Source organism: Pseudomonas sp. H1_F01 (genome assembly GCF_054681425.1).
Window position 1 is genome coordinate 2743199 of the sequence record NZ_CP162823.1, and the last position, 17868, is coordinate 2761066.

Here is a 17868-nt window from a genome sequence, read left to right on the forward strand (position 1 = left end):
AGCTTCTTCCTTGGAGTGAATTGGACATTATTAACGGGACACGGGGGCAGGGGGGCGTCGTCATCGTTTCATGGTCCGGTCCATTTATTTCTGCGCGCCGGTTGTTTCCAACGTCGAAGCGATAAGGTCGCGTAGCCACATATGGGCAGGATCGCGATGCAGTCGCTCGGGCCATAACATCAGCATTTCAAACCCGGGAATGGCCAGCGGAGGTGCCTGGACGTGAAGCGCCGGCTCATGTTTCACCAGCCTTTCCGGCACCACCGCAACCAAATCGCTGTGCACCAATGCTGAGACCAGCGAGTTGAAATTGGACACGGACAATACCACTCGCCGCTCCAGACCTTCGGCTGCCAGCGCGTGGTCGGTACTGCCAACGAAGCCGGCGCCATCAGGTGACATGACGGCATGTTCAAGCGCGCAGAACGCTTTGAGCGACAACCTGGTTGCCAGAGCCGGATGGTCGCGCCGCGCCGCCAGCACATAGCGTTCGTGAATCAAGGAACGCTGACGCAACTTGGACGGCGCTTCATCGCGGGTGTGCAGCGCCAGATCGATAAGGCCGTTCTCCAGATCCTTGGCATAGTCGCCAGTCGGTTTATTCATAAGCGCCAACCGCGTGTACGGGGCCAGGCGCCTGAGCCGCGAGAGCGACGGCCAGATCAAGGCAGTCGTCGCATAATCACTGGCAGCGATCTTCCACGTTTGATGGGACCGTCCGGGTTCAAAAGCGGCAACAGGACTCAGTGCGCTTTCCAGCGCGGCCAACGCGTCACGCAGGGGCCCCTGCAATTCGCGAGCACGCTCGGTGGGCGACATCCCTCGGGGGCCAGGCAGTAAAAGCGGATCATCAAGAAGATCCCTCAGCCTGCCCAGTTGCAGGCTGACGGTCGGTTGCGCGAGATTGAGCAAGCGCGCTGCCCGCGTCACATTCTGCTCGGCCAGCAAGGCATCCAATGTGACCAGCAAATTAAGATCCAGACGGCGCAAGCTATTGTGCATGCAAATACCATATGTTTCGGGAATTCATTTCTATCATAGCGGATGCATGCTTACGCTGAGGGACACATTCAACGCGGAGCCCCTCATGAAAATACTGCTGATCTACGCCCACCCCGAACCTCGTTCGCTCAATGGCGCGCTCAAGGATTTTGCAATCACTCACCTGGAAGCAGCAGGCCACGAGGTCGAAGTCTCAGATCTCTACAGCATGCGGTGGAAAGCATCCCTCGATCCGGACGACGCCCCAGGTTATGACGCAGAAACGCCTTTCAACCCGGCGCTTGAATCCCAGCGTGTATTTGCCGCTGACAGCCAACCGGCGGACATCCAGGCAGAGCAGGCCAAATTGCGCTGGGCCGATGCCGTCATCTTTCAATTTCCGCTGTGGTGGTTCTCGATGCCCGCGATTCTCAAGGGCTGGATCGAACGCGTCTACGCTTACGGTTTTGCCTATGGGGTCGGCGAACATAGCGAAAACCACTGGGGCGATCGCTACGGCGAAGGCAGCATGACAGGCAAGCGCGCCATGTTGGTGGTCACGATGGGCGGTTGGGAATCCCACTACAGTGGCCGAGGGGTGAACGGCGCGTTGGATGACCTGCTATTTCCTATCCAGCATGGGGTGCTTTTCTATCCTGGCTTCACGGTCATGCCGGCCTTCCCAATCTATAAGACCAGCAAGATGGACGCCGCCCGGTTCCAATCCATTTGCACGGCTTATGCCGCTCGCTTGGATAGGCTCTTCAGTGATCAACCTCTGCCATTTCGTCGCCAGAATCATGGCGATTATGAAATTCCGGCGTTGACGCTTAAATCGCATCTTGCATCTGGTCGTTGCGATCTTGGTATTCATATCAGTGACGGTGATTGGGTTTGAGGTGAAACGCGTATTGGAGAAAGTGGCCTAGCGCGCGACTTGGCGCGTAGCTGGAGGCTTGAGGCCAAGGGCGTAGGTAGTCGGGTCGCGCGTCTCAGGATTGATTATTCTTGGATGTCAGTAATGACGGTCACAACGAGAAAGTTAAATATATTCGTCCCCCTTTTTGTCCCGCAGGCCACGCGGGGAGCGCGCGGTTGCTCGTTGTCCTTGACCTCGACGGTGGTCGGGCCGAAGACTTCTTGGCAAATAAATCCGTCTCTTTTCCCTTTTTTGCCAGTAAACGCCCCTGCTGATAGAATACGCAAAATTAGTGGAGTTGATGTTTGTGGACTGGAACTCAAACGAATATTCTTTTCTTCCGTTTCACGTTGCCGAAGAGATTGGTAGGCATGGAATCGAAGCTGTTTACAATATGTTAAAGAATCAAGCCTGTTCGACTTCAGATCCAAAGCGCTCGGATGCGATATCTTACCTTGCAGCCACAATTGACAAAGATATTATTAGAGATGCAGCTGCAAAGCTTGCACCCATATCTGCTAATCGAAAAGCTAAGATCGAGGCTTGTGGTCGGGCCTATGAGAAGTTGGCAGCCTCTGTTGAATCCATCGACTACAAGGCTCTGGACTTCTTCGAGTTTCTTGAGGAGAAGTATAACCCCTTGGTGGTGAAGTTCAACCTTCCCATTAGAACGTTTTACTTAAGAAAACAGGCCGCCGAGCTAATTCATGAGAAGATCTCAGAGCTTCACAGTAAGGTAGGGTATCTTTTGGATAACCCAAGCAACACTGAAATCGACCTCCTTTACATGGATATTGTTAAATATTGCACTGAGCAACTTGCTCCGCTTCTGGAAGAGCAAGTTGAGCTATATCGTCACTTTACATCATTTAACGACCTTTTTAACTCAGAGCAAGAGGATGAGTGCTACGGTGGCTACAGGCGCATGAAGGTTTTACCTGGAAAAATGCACAAGCTTATTGAGCTGGCACCACTCTATAAAGATGCTGCAAAGGCGCTTGTAGAAATCAAGAAAAATATCACAGTATTCAAAGCTTCGGATGCTGCTAGGATTGACGCTATTGACCAATATAGAAAGGCCAAGTTCAAGATTGAGGAGGCTGTCCCCAATCAGCTAGGAAATTTCATTGACGACTACCAAAAACTGAAGGTGGTGTCAGATAGCATTACAGCCTCATAAACCTAGATTGCCGAGCATCTGCCTCTTGCGTTGCTCGGTGTTCATTTCCAACTGACTCCTTTAGTCTAGCTATATGGTGAGTTCAGAACTATCCAGGATCGGTTTTGCTCTATTGGAGTGTGAATTCGCTATTTCAGGGTGCGAGTAGACTGGTGTGTTAGTTGTAGAAAGTAATCCTAGGGAATACTCCAGTCTGCTGCCCATCTTCTATGATGCTATCGAAAAGCTCAAAGATTTTTTCTGGCGTGCTTAGCTTGGCAGTCCAAGTGACAAGCTCAGGATATCCCATCACATAACATGGGCTCTCCATTTCGTCACTAAGTTTTAACACGCGACTTGAATAGCTTTCCCAATCGCTTTCGAATGTTTCCTGAACGACAATCAGATTTCGAATCGCTTTGTCATGCGTTTCAATCTCGAAAACATCATCGCCAAAATGAAAGTACAAATCTTCTTGTCGTCTCAGGTATTTTATGGCTCCACGCGTTTGATCTATTGCTTTGTTCAGTGCCTTGGAAACAGTAGCCTTCTTTCGCTCTATCGTTCTGCTTAAAGACTTTTCAGTGTTCGGACTATCTTTTGCCTGAATCAAAAGCAAATAGTCGTCAGTTGCTACCAAGATGTCTACAAATTCTTCATCGTTGTCTGTTCTCAACGGATTTAAGAAGATAGAGGCGTCCACGAAAACCTTTTGGAGAAGTCGAACAATATCCATTTCCTGGTAGCTGCCTGGCTCCTCTCTATCTAATGTGCTATGGCTGACTTGCGAGCCTTTACGATAGAGGTTATTCATCGGAATGGTGTCAAGGATAAATAAGTCATCTAACATCAGCGATTCGGTAAAGGTGGCCCTAATAGCTTCGCTGTCATCTTTCAGAGTTCTTCGCATAAACCAATTGTGGCTGATGTCGCGAATCCTATATGCTGTTTCCAGAGATGATGGTGCAAGCTTGTAGCTTTTTTTGTCAAAATTTGAGTAGTTAGGGTTCTGAGCTTTGTATCCAAGTAGCTCTCGATTGTTATCATCAAAGAAGTGAACATTGAAGCTCTCCACTGACAGCATGTGGAGAATTGAGTGCCCCATCTCATCATCGAGAAGAGGGGTATTAATAAAGAGGGGATTAAACTCATCATCTTCATAGGTGGTTACTAGGCTGTGGTAAGTGACACCATCCAGGAGACAAGGCGCCAGATAGAACCCAATTCGTTGCCTCATCTTCGCTGCTAAAACATTTTCCTTAGGCGCTTTGATAATTAGGAGAAATGTCCCATCTGCATCGTTCGCAATGGTGCAAATGCCTTGGTGAAGGTCAACCACATGTTGCAGTAGGTGGGGGTAACGGACGGTAAGCATGGCGTCTCCCTGAGCCGGCCTGGGTCAATGTGCCATCACTCATAGCATAAAAACTGGTCGAATGCTCACCACGGAAGGGGAACGAAGAATGGGGTTCGGACGTAGCTGATGCCGACCGGTACAGGCCGCAGCTCCTCGAAGTACTGCTTATGGCCGATTCTGTTGAAAAAGTCGGTTCTTCCAGACTGCCCGCATACTGATTGCTGAAAACGCCTTTTTTGCGCGCCGCTATGCGAAATCTGAGCCCGGATTCCTCTGCTCGATGTAAAGATTTCAATCTCAAGTGCGTACTTTTCTACCGTGGAAACCATGGCCGACTTTTTCAACAGAATCAGCCGATTTCTGCCTGTCGCGAGAAGCAGAAAACCACCCAATGCGGACGGTCGCGACAGGCTGCTGTGGTCATAAGCTACCGCTCGCATCGGCCAGCACCGATTGAGGCCTCTATTGAACTAGATCGCGGAGGTTGATTACTCCAAGGCAGAAGACCAAAGCTAGTTGATCAAGAGTATGCGGGGTTGATCTACCGCTTTTGAGCCGACAAGTGCTCCTGTATTAGTTCGTGACTTCTGTCGGCGCTATGGGGATCAGGCCAAACGCCTTACCAAAGTTCTGAAGATGCTGTTGAGTGCAACTTATGGCGAGCGCTACCACCGACAGTGAGTAAAGGAAGCCCAGACTTTACGAGCCGGCAGTAGTCTCTTGTTACATAGCCAGGCGCAGAACGTAGCTATTGATTGACCTATCAAAAACAAGCCCATCTAGATACTTAACAATGTTGAGCAATCCCTCATATTCTTGCCTAAAATTATCCATTGTTTTTCGATTGGCACTATACCAATCTCTCGGATCCTCATTTGCATGAACGTTCCTGTGCCTATTTAAGCACAGTTCATTTAAAAATGTGATGTCCCTTGGAAGGTAACCCGAATTAATATCATTTGTAATGTCGTAGCCAAGCTCTTCTAAAAGCAATTTTTTAATGTTTGAAAACTCGGGATTGTTGAATTTTTTGAGGCGACTTGATAGCGACTCTAAGTCCTGCTGACTAGTCCCTCTGATTACCATGCAATTATAGACAATATGTTTTACCGACGCTTCAAGAAATCTACAAGCCATTACATATACGGTAATATCCAGCAGCGCTTGTACTTTTATTGCCGCATATGAATTTGGCTCGTGCCGAATGGCGGAGTGAATACTGCCATCTAAACTGCTTTTCAAAGTTTGAATTTCAGGCGAGTTAAAATTCATGCTCACCCCCTTAGCAAATTAACGGCTGTGTTGATTCTCTCGCGTATGACGGCAGTAGATGTTGTTGCTGAGCGCAAGGCGTTATTTTTCTCGATAATTTCTGAAAACGTTGTCACTCCTGATTTGATGTTGGGAAGTTTATAACTTTTTTTGATGCAAATTCCCAAAGCCACAAAAATCGTTTCAAGCAGATTTCTTTTTATAACTCCTCTATTTCTGAATGTATCAACATCTAATTCAGTACAAAGCAAGTCGCATACATTCTCAAATAACTTGGCATGGTTTTCCATTCGTTCGTCACGATGACTAGACTGAAAATGGCTGAGGAATCTACTCATTGGAGGTCGGTAGTCTTCATACTCATCGATTAGCGACATGATTCGCAAGATCAGCTCAATGTCAGCGAGCCTAAGGTGTGGCTCAGATGTCCCGAGCAACTCTCTCCATGCGGGATAGTTGTTGAGTCTATGCAGGGTACGATTGAATTCACCCGTATATACACAATTCCTAACTTCTTGATCTGTTAGCGGCACGCCCCCGGTATTTATTCTATAGAATAACTCATGCACAATTTCAGGGTTGAAATCTATATCATCAATGATGGTCGAGTTTTGGATTGAATTTTTTAGTCTGCGCTGTAAATTTAGAGGTAGTTCGTTATAGCTGCAGCCATTCCAAGAGCGACCGTCTAAGCCGACAAGCCTGAATCTATCGCTATTTGAAAATTGCTCTGTTATAAAGAAATAAATTGTTTTTAGTCGCTGCAGTCCATCAATAACTATGAAGTCATCCCTGGATGAGTTTCGTCCAAAAAATAAGTTTGGAGTCGGAAAGCCAATTAGTAACGAGTCAATAAAAAGACTCGCAGTACGCTTGTCCCATACAAAATTCCTTTGAAATTCTGGCTCTAATTCAAGTTCCTGGCGCTCAATTAGGTCAATGAGCGTGGCTACACTATATGAAATGGAGTATGATGAGATCTTTGAGAAAGCCTCTTCGGAGGAGAACTTAAAATCTTCTTCATAATTACTATCGAACTCAAAGGTTTTTGTCATTTCTTAACATTCCTTAATGGCTCGTGCGCCGCATGATTATCTATAGCCGAGCACTCTACATATAAACCGTTTAGTGCATGCAAGCGCACGAATGGCAGCTCAAATAATCTGTAAGAAACCAGCACGGGCTGTGCGAAATAATGAAAGTCTTATGTACATTTCTGCGAGCTCATTGCGTCGTAGGGCGTTGGCTTGGGGAGAGTACCGTCTGCGTCATGTCAGTATGAGTTCCGAAAATTGCTTGGCGCCCAAAACGTCAGTCTAGAGCGAAAGGACACCAATATGAGTGAGATCATGCCAATCCACCCAGGGGCTTGCTCTACGATGTCATGAGTGGAGGAATGAAGCTTGGCGGAGTACCCGACGTCATACGCCTTTTCCGCGATCATTCGGAGCGCAACTTGCTGTTCCATTGTAAACCTCTAGGCTCAATTCCCTTGACTACTCAACCGCAGTGCCAATAAGCCGTAAGGGCAATTGGGCGCCTGACTAGTCAGCTTGTTATCCTTGACCCACAGCGCGCTCCAGCCATTGCGATAGAACGCTCGTGGACATTACCATAGTCCTGACTTCAACAGAGATGGTCGGCGGTGGTGGAAAGCGAGCGAGTGACCTCTTCTGGCCGTTTTCTGCCTGTGGCGACCGGCTGAAATCGGCCAAAAGCGAACGCTTGCTGGGCTTACGTCCCGCCAAAGCCTGATATTCAAAAAATCCTAAATTTGAGCGAACTGCATATACCGAATGCGGATTCTGTAATGGCGCAATACAATCACCATAAGCATTGCAAGCACAAGGAGATGAGCCTTGCACATTTTGATCAACCGCGCCGCTTTACTCCGGGCCGAACTGCATCGCCCCCCGTCTTTCAACCTGTTCACCTTACTGCGCAGTGGCTCGGATGAAGTGCGCCTGCACTCTCGCTACTTGGCCTTCTTGCTCAACCCCCAAGGCGCTCATGCGGCCGGTGGCAAACTGCTGCAATTGCTGCTAGACGCATTGAATATCGAGGGTTTCGACTGCCGCGGCGTCACGGTGGAGGTCGAATACCGGAACGTCGATATCCTGATCCGTAACGCCAAACGGCAAGCGATCATCATCGAAAACAAGCTCTACGCCGAGGACCAGGAGGCTCAGTTATTTCGCTATCTGGAGACGCTTCAGGGCGAGGGCTACCAGACCTATCCGCCGGTCTACCTTACCTTGGATGGCCGCGATGCTGATCCCCGCAGTTGTCTGGGCATCGATTACCAACGTATCAGCTACGCCGCCGACATCCTGCCATGGCTGGAGCAATGCCAACCGTGGGTGATCCGCGAAGCTGCCGTGCGTGAAAGCCTGCTGCAATACATCGATCTCATCGCAAAATTGACCTTCCAGAACCAAGGACATGCTTACATGGACGCTATCAAGCAGACGTTACGTCAGGGCAACAATCTGCTCGTGGTTCGGGACTTGCAAAAAGCCTACATCGAGACCTTGAAAGACCTGCAACTGGAACTCTGGCAAGCGGTTGCGCAGTGTATAGAGGTTAAATATCCCGATTTGCCAAAACCCTTTAAAGCGCCGACGGCGGCGATAATCGACCGCTACTACAGCGCGGTCCGGGATAACCGCCATTTTGGCCTTTTTTACGAGCTCGGCTCTGTATCAGGCGCGGTTTACATCGAACTCAATCACCGCTTTTACTGCGGTTATTACTGTGATGCCGAGTTCCATCCGCATGATTACAGCCGCCTGGATGCACTGACGGCGCTGTTAGAAAACAACGGAGTGAGTAGCAACGGTTTGCTATGGCGCTACACCACTGAGCTCAACATGAAAAATCCCAGCGATGAGCATTTGATGGTACTGACCAACCCTGAAAAGAGAGCTCGCATGGCGGAACGCATGGCTGACGATTTATACGACCTCTGGTCGAGTGTTAGTAGGTTGTGCGACGTGCAGAGTCGTGATTGATCGAATGAATCTACCCCTGCTTTGTAGAAATTCGATGGACCAGTTTTTGCCGTTTTTTGCAAGTCGGGATCTTTAAACTAGATGGTCAGATCTGGTGCGTGATGCAGATCTTTGATTACGTAAAACGGGCGCTTTCAGGCGCCCGTCGTTTTATCAGCTTTCAGCCTGCGCCTGAAGCCGCCGACCAATCACCTCCAGCAAATCACAGCCATCACGCAACGGAATCACCAGAAGCTGTGCGAAGTCCGAAAGCACCACCGTATCGCTGGTGATTTCAGAGCGAAACGCAATGTTTTCCAGTACCTGGGTCACCACACGTATTCGGTGATCAGCGGTTGCATGCAGGACGTCAAGCGGCGCTTGGGTGTCGATTAGCAGGGAAGCGGGAGTGCAGTCGATGCCGGTGATGGGGATGTATCTTTCCATGGGATTGCTCCGATCAGGTTAATGGGCTGATCCGATCCTCAGGTCGCCAAACCTGATCGCCATTGAGCGATGGGCATTACTATAGGTTTTGTCGGATTGGGCGGGGAAGGTGATGGGTTCCTAAAGCTTCGTAGGAGTTGCGATCGTTTTTTGCGGGAGGGATCTGACATGGACGGTTCGGCTGATTCAAAACCATCAAAAGACATAGGTGTCAGCTTCAGGTCTGCTGCGCAGCCCAGCGGGAGCAAGCTCCCTCGCCACAGGGGAGAGTGCCACAATTAGCCTTCGAACTCCGTCTGCAACATCGCCAAAAACGCCTCTCTGGCAGGATGTTTCCCAGCGTTTTCATGCCAGTAAAAAAGGTTATCGATCCCCGTCAGCTCGGGAAACTCATACCCTGTCCAACCAGCGCCCTGGCGATATTGCTCATAGATCCCCCGGGGCACCAGCGAGACGCCGGCACCCGCGCTGACACAGCCAACAATGGCGCCATAACTGGCGATGCTGGTGATCGGTTGCACTTGGTCATGACGCAGCAGCCACTGTTCCAGCGCCAAGCGGTACGGACAGCCCGTGGGCCACATGAAAATTGCCTTGCCTTGCAAATCGGCGGCGCTGCGCAGCGGGCCGTGGGACTCGGAGGCGATGAGCACCAGGTCTTCGCGGTACATCACGGCTCGCTTGAGTCCAGGCCGTTGGATGTCCACCGCTACGATCACGCCATCGAGCCGGTGATGTTGGATATCGTCCAGCAACTGCGCCCAGGTTCCGGTGCTCAGTTCCAGCGACACCTGCGGATACTGCGCGTGGTATTTGGCGAGCAACTGCGGCAGACGCCCGGTGGCGCTGGACTCGATGGCGCCTATGCGCAGTGGGCCACTCGGGGTGCGGGTGGGGGCGACTGCGCGGCGGGCTTCTTCCGTCAGGCTCAGTATTTTTGTCGCGTACTCCAGAAACACTTCGCCCGCTGGGCTGACCCGCAGCCCGCGACCTTCGCGGAAAAACAGCGGCGTGCCGAGTTCCCGTTCCAGGGACTTGAGGCGCGCGGTGATGTTGGACGGCACGCAGTGCAGCACTTCGGCGGCGCGGGCGATGCTGCCGGTGTCGCAGACCGTCTTGAGCATGCGCAGTTGGGACAGTTCCATAGCTCACCAAAGGTGAATGATGGGCTGAGTTTAAGTCACTTGTGCTGAGGTGGGGTGGTTTCGATACTTCGAGGCAAATCGGCCAATGAGCAGGAACTTTAGATGGAAATGCGTTTTGCGCGGGTTGAAGGTTGCTCCGGCAAAACCGGTGTGAAGGTTATCCTGGCGACGCTGTTGGTGATCGTTTGCTGGGCCTATTCGCCGATTGGTATCCGCATTGGCTTGCAGGCTTATGAGCCGGGTCAGTTGGCGTTGGTGCGGTTTCTCATCGCGTCAGTGTTCATGGGCTTCGTTGCGATGGTGAAGGGTATTTCCTCGCCGCGTCTCAGGGATTTGCCGTTGCTGGCGGTGTTGGGTTTCTTTGCCGTTAGCCTGCACCACATCGCCCTCAATTACGGCCAGCGGGGCGTCAGCGCTGGGGCGGCCAGTGTGCTGGCCCAGTCCACACCGTTGTTCAGCACGCTACTGGCGCATTTTGTCTTCAAGGACAGATTCAGCGGGTGGCAGTGGGGTTGTGTGCTATGCGGCTTGCTTGGCGCAGGCGTGGTGGTCGCGGGGGATCGTGGCTTGGGTGATATGGACGCCCATGGGCTATTGATCCTGTTGGCGGCGCTGTCCTGGAGTTTGTATTTCGTTTTGCAAAAGCGCCATGCCCATCGTTATGACGGTTTGACCGTGGTTTGCTACACCGTTTGGTCGGGCACAGTCCTGTTATTCATTTTTGCGCCGGGGATGTTGAGTGCGGCGCGACAGGCTTCGGCTTCGGTGAATCTGGCGGTGTTGGTTCTCGGTATTTTTCCCAGTGCGTTGGCGTACCTGGCTTGGGCTTACGTGCTGGCGCACAGCAACGTGAGCCGCGCTTCCATGGCGCTTTACCTGATACCGCCCACGGCGATGTTGATGGCTTCTTTGGTGTTGGCCGAGCGACCGTCAGCGATGGTTATTGTGGGGGCGGTGATTGTGTTGGTGAGCGTGCTGGCGTTGAGGTTTGAGCCGGGGAGTGGGGCAAAAGTCGGTTGATTCTGTTGTGGGTGTCGGCAATGACGTTGGATGTTGTCGCCACACGGAGTGCCATGGAACCCCCGTCCTACAGACAGGCGATCGCTTTGGGATAAATCACAGAAGTCTCTGACAACTTTTTAGGGTTGGCCTTCGGAAGTACCAGCCTTACGATCTGGATTGTCTCAGTGCTCAGCGTGGCATCTGGCGCGCTCAGCTTGGTTTTATATTGTGAGGACAGATCGATGCCTGGAGCCCCATACGCCAAGGCCTTGGAACACGCCGCCAATGTTTTCGGCAGCCAGCGGTTGGCTGAAGACTGGTTGAGGAAGCCCTGTACGTACCTGGACGGTCAGGTGCCATTGGAGCTGATCGATAATGCGCAGGGTTTCAAGTTAGTAGAGGATTACCTGACCCGGGTTGAGCTTGGGGTTTATCAATGAATCCTGTGTTCTGCTACGCGGTTTTTTGGGGCTGCTGCGCAGCCCAGCGGGGATAAATCCCCTCGCCACAGGTTGCGTTATGCCTACAACTTTGAACGATCGTTCCTCACGCTCCGCGTGGGAATGTCGCCAGGGACGCTCCGCGTTCCGCTTCTGGAGGGTGACGCAGAGCGTCACGGGATGCATGCCCACGCGGGAGCGTGGGAACGATCGTCCGAACGAGCGGGTGCATTATTTCTTGACCGGATAATCCTGCCCCCACACCCGTACCGTGCTGACCGCCTCGTTCATGCCTTCAAAAACAAACTTCTGCCGCACGGCAGTCTTCGGCGGAATGGTGACTTCATCCGGGTTGTCCAGGCCGGTGAGGCGGTTGGAGTAGCCCGCCTGGTCAATGGCCAGCAGTACGCCGGTCTGGCCGAGGTTGACCACGCGCAGTTGGGTGTCGGTGCTGTTCTTGAAGCCGAGGGTGATGCTGACGTTGTCGTCGCTGGGTTCGAGCTTCAACACTTCAACGGCGACGCGGTCTTTCATTTGCTCGCTGGAGGAAATGATCGCGGCGCCATCGGTGCCTTGGGCCGATTCGCGGCCATCGAGCACGCCTTCACTGACGCCGCCGAGCAGGTTCTTGCCGGCGGTAATGAACGTTGAGACGGCTGCTTTGGTTGAGTCCTTGATGAGGCTGCCGTCGGTTGGCTCGCCTTCGGCGAAGCACAGCGAGCTGAGCAAAAGGCTGGAGACGAAGAGGGTGGAGCGTGACGGCAGAAGGTTCATACCTGAGTCCTTGAGGGGCTGCGACATCGCCCGTCAACAGGGCGAGCGGCAATGATAGCCGTGATCATGGGCCGCTAGCGATCTGCTTCCTTGAGTTTTTCCGACATCTTCACCAGCGTTGCCAACGAGTCCGCATTCATCTTGCGCATCAACGACCCGCGGCGCACTTTCACGGTCACTTCGCTCAAACCCAGTTGGCCGGCCACCTGCTTGTTCAGCAGCCCTGACACGACCAGTTCCATCACCTCGCGTTCGCCGTCAGTCAGGGTGTCATGCCGGCGTTTCAACGCGTCCATGCTCGCTGCGGCCTTGCGCCGTTCCTGATCGCGGTTCAGGCCCTGGGTGATGGCATCGAGCAGGTCCTGTTCGCGAAATGGCTTGGTCAGGAACTCCAGCGCGCCGGCCTTCATGGCTTTGACGGACATGGGAATGTCGCCATGGGCGGTGATGAACACCACCGGGACCAGGATGTTCAAGCGGGCCATTTCCTGCTGGAAGTCCAGCCCATTCAAGCCCGGCATGCGCACATCCAGAATCAGGCACGCCGGCACGTCCGGCCGTTGGGCGTCGATGAACTCACGGGCCGAGCCGAATGCCATGCTTGCCAGGCCCACGGAGGCCAGCAGGTCTTGCAGTGAGGCACGCACCGAGTGGTCATCGTCGACGATGTAGATCATCGAATCGACCTGGTCATGAACGTCAGTTTGGCTCATCGGATTCCCTTGTAACGGCTGGCAGGGTGAAGTGAAACGTCGAGCCGGACGGTGGGTTGCTGGCGGCCCAGATCCGCCCGTCATGGGCCTCGATGATCGAGCGGCTGATGGCCAAGCCCATCCCCATGCCGTCCTGCTTGGTGCTGTAGAAGGCGTCGAACACCCGTTCCCGGTTGCTTGCCGACAAGCCGTTGCCTTGGTCGGACACCGAAAAGAGCAGTTGCTGGGGCGATTCAAGCGTCACCTGAAACTGCAGAATCCGCTGGTCGACGTCAACCTGGCGCATGGCGTCGAGCGCGTTCATCGCCAGGTTCAGGAGCACTTGTTGGATTTGTACTTCATCCGCCAGCATCGGCGGCAGGCCTTCCTGGACCTGTACGCGCAAGGTGATGTTCTGCTCGTTCAGTTCGCCGGCCAACAATCGCAGCGCGGCATGGACCGTGTCGGCCACGTTCAGCCATTGCTTCGTCGGCGCTTGGTGCCGGGCCATGCCGCGCAGCCGGGCAATGATGTCGCTGGCCCGATGGGTGTCGGCGATGATCCGCTCCACCGCTTGCCGGGCCTTGGGCAGGTTGGGCGGCTCGGTGGCCATCCAGCGCAGGCTGGCACTGCCGCTGGCGGCAACGGCGGCCAGGGGCTGGTTGACTTCGTGGGCAATCGAGGCGGCGAGTTCGCCGAGCATGTTGATGCGGGCGATGTGCGCCAGGTGGGCGCGGGTCTGATGCACCGTGCGCACGGCGGCCGAGAGACGCAGCGCCAGGTACGTGGTGCCGGCGATGGCCGCGAGGCTGATCAGCACGTTGATCAGCCCGGCCTCTGTGTCGCCAAAACGAGTGAAGCGATAGCTGAGGATCGTCAGGACCATGCAGATGACCGAGACCCCGGCCACGGCGCGTGCCGGCAGGATTCTCACGGCGATCAGCACCACCACGATCTGGAAGACCCCGACCGCGATTTCCAGGTCGGTGACGGTATCGATCGCCGCGATGCCCAGGGCCAATCCCAGCAGGAGCAGTAGACGCAGGGTCAACGCCGTTCTTCTCATTGAGTGTCCATCGCGCATTGCTCCAACGACCAGGCCTGATCCACGCAGTTTATACCGCAGCGTCTCAGGATGGATTGTCCAGGCTGAACTGATCGGCCACTTCGTCGTAGGCGAACAACTCGGCGTAGCGACCCCATTGCGTGACACAGTCCAGCGTAATGGCGGCGTCGTGCTCGGACATGAAATCTTCCAGTTGGTCACGGAAACGCCTGGCCGGTGCGGTGCGGGTAGGGCGGTCGTCCAGCACCCGGCGCACATGCCCCACCAACGGGACATATTTGAGCAGGTGCTGGGCAAACAGTTGCTTGCGCTCATCCACCGCCGACTCGGCATAGCGCTGCCCGGCCGGCAGGAGGGTAATGTGGCCGTCCTGCAGGTCGGCCAGGCGCATGAGTTGCAGCACCTCGGCGACCGGTAAAAGGTCACTGGCGGTGTAGCGCAATGCACTGGCGAGTTCGCGCAAATCCGCTTGGCCGGCAAACGGCTGGTCCTGCACCGCTTCGATCAGCCCGGCCAGGGCATTGCTGGAAATCGACGGCAGGACCATGCCCACGCCGCTGCCGGCAAAGGTTTCCTGGCGTGGGGAGCCGGCATTCGCGCCACCGGCCATCTGCACGTAAATGTGTTCGACCAGGGCTTGGAACGCCGGGTCGGCACGATTGCGCGGCTGGCTGAGGTCCACGCTGATCTCACTCATGACCCGCCCCGGGTTGGAGGAGAAAATCAGAATCCGGTCACACATCAGCACGGCTTCTTCGATGTTGTGGGTGACCATCAGGATCGACCTGATCGGCATGCGCCCCTCACGCCACAAATCCAGCAGGTCCGTGCGCAGCGTTTCGGCGGTCAGCACGTCCAATGCGGAGAATGGCTCGTCCATCAACAACACGTCCGGGTTGACCACCAACGCACGGGCCAGGCCGACGCGCTGGCGCATACCGCCTGACAGCTCTTTGGGGAAAGCGCTTTCGAAGCCGTCGAGGCCGATCATGTCGATGGCGGCCAGCGCTCGCCGACGCCGCTCAGGTGCCGCCACGCCGAGGGCCTCGAGGCCGACCTCGACGTTTTGCAGCACCGTCAGCCAGGGGAACAGGGCGAAGCTCTGGAATACCATGCGCACCGAGCTCGCCAGCCCTTGGGCATTGCTTGGAAAATCCACCACGCCGGTGGTGGGCGAAATCAGGCCGGCTATGGAGCGTAGCAAGGTCGATTTGCCGGAGCCCGAGCGCCCGAGCAGGCCAACGATTTCACCCTCGTCCAGGCGCATGCAGACGTTGTCCAGAACCCGGCGCTCGGCGCCGCCAGCGGTGCCGTAGACGTGGCCGACTTGCTGCACATCCACGAGGCAGCGTTTGTCCATCACTTGCATTGGATCACCCCTCAATCAATTCGAAGCCGACGCTCGGCGAAACCGTACAGCGGGCGCCACAGCAACCGGTTGAAACCCACCACGAAAATCGACATGACCACAACGCCCAGCGCCACTCGTTGCAGATCCCCGGCCGTGGTCGCCTGGGCAATGAAGGCGCCCAAGCCGGACGCGTACAAATGGTGGTCGCCCCAGGACACCGCCTCGGCGACGATGCTGGCGTTCCATGAGCCACCCGCTGCCGTGAGGGCGCCGGTGACGTAGTAAGGGAAAACGCCCGGCAGCGCGACTTGGCGCCACCACTGCCAGCCGCGTATGTGGAAGCTGCGCGCCGCCTCGCGCAAATCAGTCGGCAGGGCGCTGGCGCCGGCAATCACGTTGAACAGGATGTACCACTGGGTGCCCAGGATCATCAGCGGCGAAAGCCAGACATCGGGGTTGAGTTTCAGGGCGACGATGGCGATCACCGCGAACGGAAATAGCACGTTGGCCGGGAAGGCTGCCAGTAACTGCGCGATGGGTTGCAGGCGCTCGGCCCAGCGCGGGTTCAAGCCGATCCAGACGCCGATGGGCACCCACACCACGCTGGCCAGCACGATGAGCACGCTGACGCGCACCAGGGTGATCAGGCCCAGGCCAAACGTACTGGCCACGTCCTCCCAACCTAACGTGCTGCCGATGAACCGCGACAACTGCAGGATGCCGGCGATGCAGGCAGCGGCGACCAGGGCAAGCCAGGCCCGGTCGGCTGTGCGGCTGACGCGGGCGCTGGTCTTGAAGCGGATGGACGGCAGCCGGGGGAGCTTCTCCAGGAATAACGAGGCCTTGATGCTGCCCAGCGCCAGCAGCACCAAGGGCACCAGGCGAGTCGAGCGCAGCAGGTCGTAGACCCTGGACCGTGGGCGTTTCTGGGAGGCGGTCTGCTCGAAGCGGAATTTGTCCGCCCAGGCGACGATGGGCCGGAAAAACAGCAGGTCATAGGCAATGATCACCGCGACCATGGCCAGTACCGCCCATGCAATCGCGGCGATGTTTTGCTGCTCGATTGCCAGCGCCAGCCATGAACCGATCCCCGGCAGGCTGACGGTGGTGTCGCCGACGGTGATGGCCTCGGAAGCGACCACGAAAAACCAGCCGCCGGACATCGACATCATCATGTTCCACACCAGGCCCGGCGTGGCGAAGGGCAACTCCAGCCTGATGAAGCGTTGCCATGGCGAAAACGCGAACTGTCGGCTGACCTCGTAAAGATCGTTGGGCACGGTTCTCAGCGATTGATAGAAACTGAAGGTCATGTTCCAGACTTGACTGGTGAAGATGGCGAAGATGGCCGCGCACTCCACGCCGGTTTCCTTGCCCGGGAACAGTCCCATGAAGAACACAACGGTAAACGTAAGAAAGCCAAGGACTGGCACGGATTGGAGAATATCCAAGGCGGGCAGGATAACGATTGCAGCCTTGCGGCTTTTGGCGGCCAACGTGGCGACGACCAAGGAAAATACAAACGAAGCGAACAAGGCGATGAACATGCGCAAAGTGGTGCGCAAGGTATATTCCGGCAGATGCACCAGATCAAGGGACAGCGGCGAAGAGTCAAGCACGCCGAGGGGCTGGTTCATTTGATCCAGGCCATGGAAGACAAAGGCAGCCAAGAGCACCAGGAGGCCCAGCAGCGCGATATCGGCCCGCCAGGAATTAGCAGGAAGTTGCTCCCGGTTTTTGAAGGGCGTCAATACAGGTGCAAGGAAAGAAGGGCGCATGGATCACCTCTATTACTCTTTGAAAACCAGGGCTGCGACCACACTTGCGATCATTGGATGTCATGAAGTTGAAGCGCACTTGAACGGGTGCGTTAAATGCCCGGCAAGATTAAGGGCTGCCTGGGCTGAAGACCACGCTGACTTGGGACATGAAAATATACTTTGGTATATCCGTTCCCCTTCGGTGAAAGAACTTCGCCAATTTGTCGCCTATTGAAAGTTGCGCGAGGGGGGCGGGAGGGCGTTCGTCTGATCCGTATTTTCCTGCGTCAGGTGCCTCTGTAATGAACCCGGCCCCCACCCCAGAATAACCACGCGGTTTGCCTATCGGACGGCCCGTGTACTGCAATTTTTTGGTCCAGGAGTGCTCATGGCGAAGATGGCGATTTTTTTAGGTGGGTTTTTGGCGCTGACTATTTTGATTGGTGTGCTGGCGACGATTTCGCCCGTGTAGGCAACGGCTGCTGGAAAGCCTGCGGAGAGCGATTTCATTGA

The 17868-nt window shown here is 54.8% G+C and carries 17 protein-coding genes; 5 read left to right on the forward strand and 12 right to left on the reverse strand.

All coding sequences use genetic code 11. From position 1 onward, the window contains the following. Positions 1 to 84: 84 nt before the first annotated feature. The gene (locus AB4O09_RS12755; protein ID WP_460108292.1) at positions 85 to 1002 is read right to left on the reverse strand and encodes a LysR family transcriptional regulator; all 918 of its coding nucleotides are present in this window, start codon (positions 1000 to 1002) and stop codon (positions 85 to 87) included. 85 nt (positions 1003 to 1087) lie between these two features. Between AB4O09_RS12755 and AB4O09_RS12760 the strand changes: the two genes are divergently transcribed. Both AB4O09_RS12760 and AB4O09_RS12765 read left to right on the forward strand, forming a co-directional pair. Beyond that, positions 1088 to 1879, forward strand: a complete 792-nt coding sequence (locus AB4O09_RS12760; protein WP_460108295.1) for an NAD(P)H-dependent oxidoreductase — start codon at positions 1088 to 1090, stop codon at positions 1877 to 1879. 328 nt (positions 1880 to 2207) lie between these two features. Continuing rightward, on the forward strand, positions 2208 to 3080 hold the full coding sequence (locus tag AB4O09_RS12765) for a hypothetical protein (protein WP_460087881.1): 873 nt from the start codon (positions 2208 to 2210) through the stop codon (positions 3078 to 3080). Positions 3081 to 3237: 157 nt separating this feature from the next. Here the strand turns inward: AB4O09_RS12765 and AB4O09_RS12770 are convergent, their stop codons facing one another. From AB4O09_RS12770 to AB4O09_RS12785, 4 genes are all read right to left on the reverse strand, one after another. After that, positions 3238 to 4434, reverse strand: a complete 1197-nt coding sequence (locus tag AB4O09_RS12770) for a hypothetical protein (RefSeq protein WP_460087878.1) — start codon at positions 4432 to 4434, stop codon at positions 3238 to 3240. Between the two features lie 705 nt (positions 4435 to 5139). Beyond that, entirely contained in the window at positions 5140 to 5688 is a 549-nt protein-coding gene (locus AB4O09_RS12775; RefSeq protein ID WP_321849982.1) for a hypothetical protein, read from the reverse strand. Positions 5689 to 5690: 2 nt separating this feature from the next. Continuing rightward, positions 5691 to 6743: a DUF262 domain-containing protein gene (locus AB4O09_RS12780; RefSeq protein WP_321849981.1), complete on the reverse strand. Its 1053-nt coding sequence runs from the start codon at positions 6741 to 6743 to the stop codon at positions 5691 to 5693. 218 nt (positions 6744 to 6961) lie between these two features. Continuing rightward, positions 6962 to 7156 (reverse strand): hypothetical protein, encoded by a 195-nt coding sequence (locus AB4O09_RS12785; RefSeq protein WP_460108298.1) that lies wholly within the window; start codon positions 7154 to 7156, stop codon positions 6962 to 6964. 391 nt (positions 7157 to 7547) lie between these two features. On the opposite strand from AB4O09_RS12785, the gene AB4O09_RS12790 reads away from it, so the two are divergent. Then, on the forward strand, positions 7548 to 8699 hold the full coding sequence (locus AB4O09_RS12790) for a PDDEXK-like family protein (protein WP_460087875.1): 1152 nt from the start codon (positions 7548 to 7550) through the stop codon (positions 8697 to 8699). 153 nt (positions 8700 to 8852) lie between these two features. On the opposite strand, the gene AB4O09_RS12795 is transcribed toward AB4O09_RS12790, so the two are convergent. Continuing rightward, a complete protein-coding gene (locus AB4O09_RS12795; RefSeq protein WP_046064208.1) occupies positions 8853 to 9125 on the reverse strand; it encodes a hypothetical protein in 273 nt (90 codons plus the stop codon). A gap of 278 nt (positions 9126 to 9403) precedes the next feature. Then, positions 9404 to 10270 (reverse strand): LysR family transcriptional regulator, encoded by an 867-nt coding sequence (locus AB4O09_RS12800; protein ID WP_460087872.1) that lies wholly within the window; start codon positions 10268 to 10270, stop codon positions 9404 to 9406. Positions 10271 to 10372: 102 nt separating this feature from the next. Here AB4O09_RS12800 and AB4O09_RS12805 point away from each other — a divergent pair, with 102 nt between their 5' ends. Together AB4O09_RS12805 and AB4O09_RS12810 are read left to right on the forward strand one after the other, a co-directional pair. Beyond that, positions 10373 to 11290 carry a DMT family transporter gene (locus AB4O09_RS12805; protein ID WP_460087869.1) on the forward strand — a complete coding sequence of 306 codons (918 nt, stop codon included), beginning with the start codon at positions 10373 to 10375 and terminating at the stop codon, positions 11288 to 11290. A gap of 224 nt (positions 11291 to 11514) precedes the next feature. Beyond that, a complete protein-coding gene (locus AB4O09_RS12810; RefSeq protein WP_003203078.1) occupies positions 11515 to 11712 on the forward strand; it encodes an MbcA/ParS/Xre antitoxin family protein in 198 nt (65 codons plus the stop codon). Positions 11713 to 11943: 231 nt separating this feature from the next. Here the strand turns inward: AB4O09_RS12810 and AB4O09_RS12815 are convergent, their stop codons facing one another. The 5 genes from AB4O09_RS12815 to AB4O09_RS12835 form a co-directional block, all read right to left on the reverse strand. Further along, the gene (locus AB4O09_RS12815) at positions 11944 to 12486 is read right to left on the reverse strand and encodes a hypothetical protein (RefSeq protein ID WP_027913188.1); all 543 of its coding nucleotides are present in this window, start codon (positions 12484 to 12486) and stop codon (positions 11944 to 11946) included. Between the two features lie 74 nt (positions 12487 to 12560). Then, complete coding sequence (locus tag AB4O09_RS12820; protein WP_415239413.1) at positions 12561 to 13199, reverse strand: response regulator transcription factor; 639 nt, start codon at positions 13197 to 13199, stop codon at positions 12561 to 12563. Then, a complete protein-coding gene (locus AB4O09_RS12825) occupies positions 13186 to 14244 on the reverse strand; it encodes a sensor histidine kinase (RefSeq protein WP_415239412.1) in 1059 nt (352 codons plus the stop codon). Before AB4O09_RS12825 ends, AB4O09_RS12820 begins: the two co-directional genes overlap by 14 nt. 64 nt (positions 14245 to 14308) lie before the next feature. Continuing rightward, positions 14309 to 15613 (reverse strand): ABC transporter ATP-binding protein, encoded by a 1305-nt coding sequence (locus AB4O09_RS12830; protein ID WP_460108300.1) that lies wholly within the window; start codon positions 15611 to 15613, stop codon positions 14309 to 14311. Between the two features lie 11 nt (positions 15614 to 15624). Beyond that, positions 15625 to 17373, reverse strand: coding sequence for an ABC transporter permease (locus tag AB4O09_RS12835; RefSeq protein WP_460108302.1), 1749 nt, complete (start codon positions 17371 to 17373; stop codon positions 15625 to 15627). Positions 17374 to 17868 lie beyond the last annotated feature (495 nt).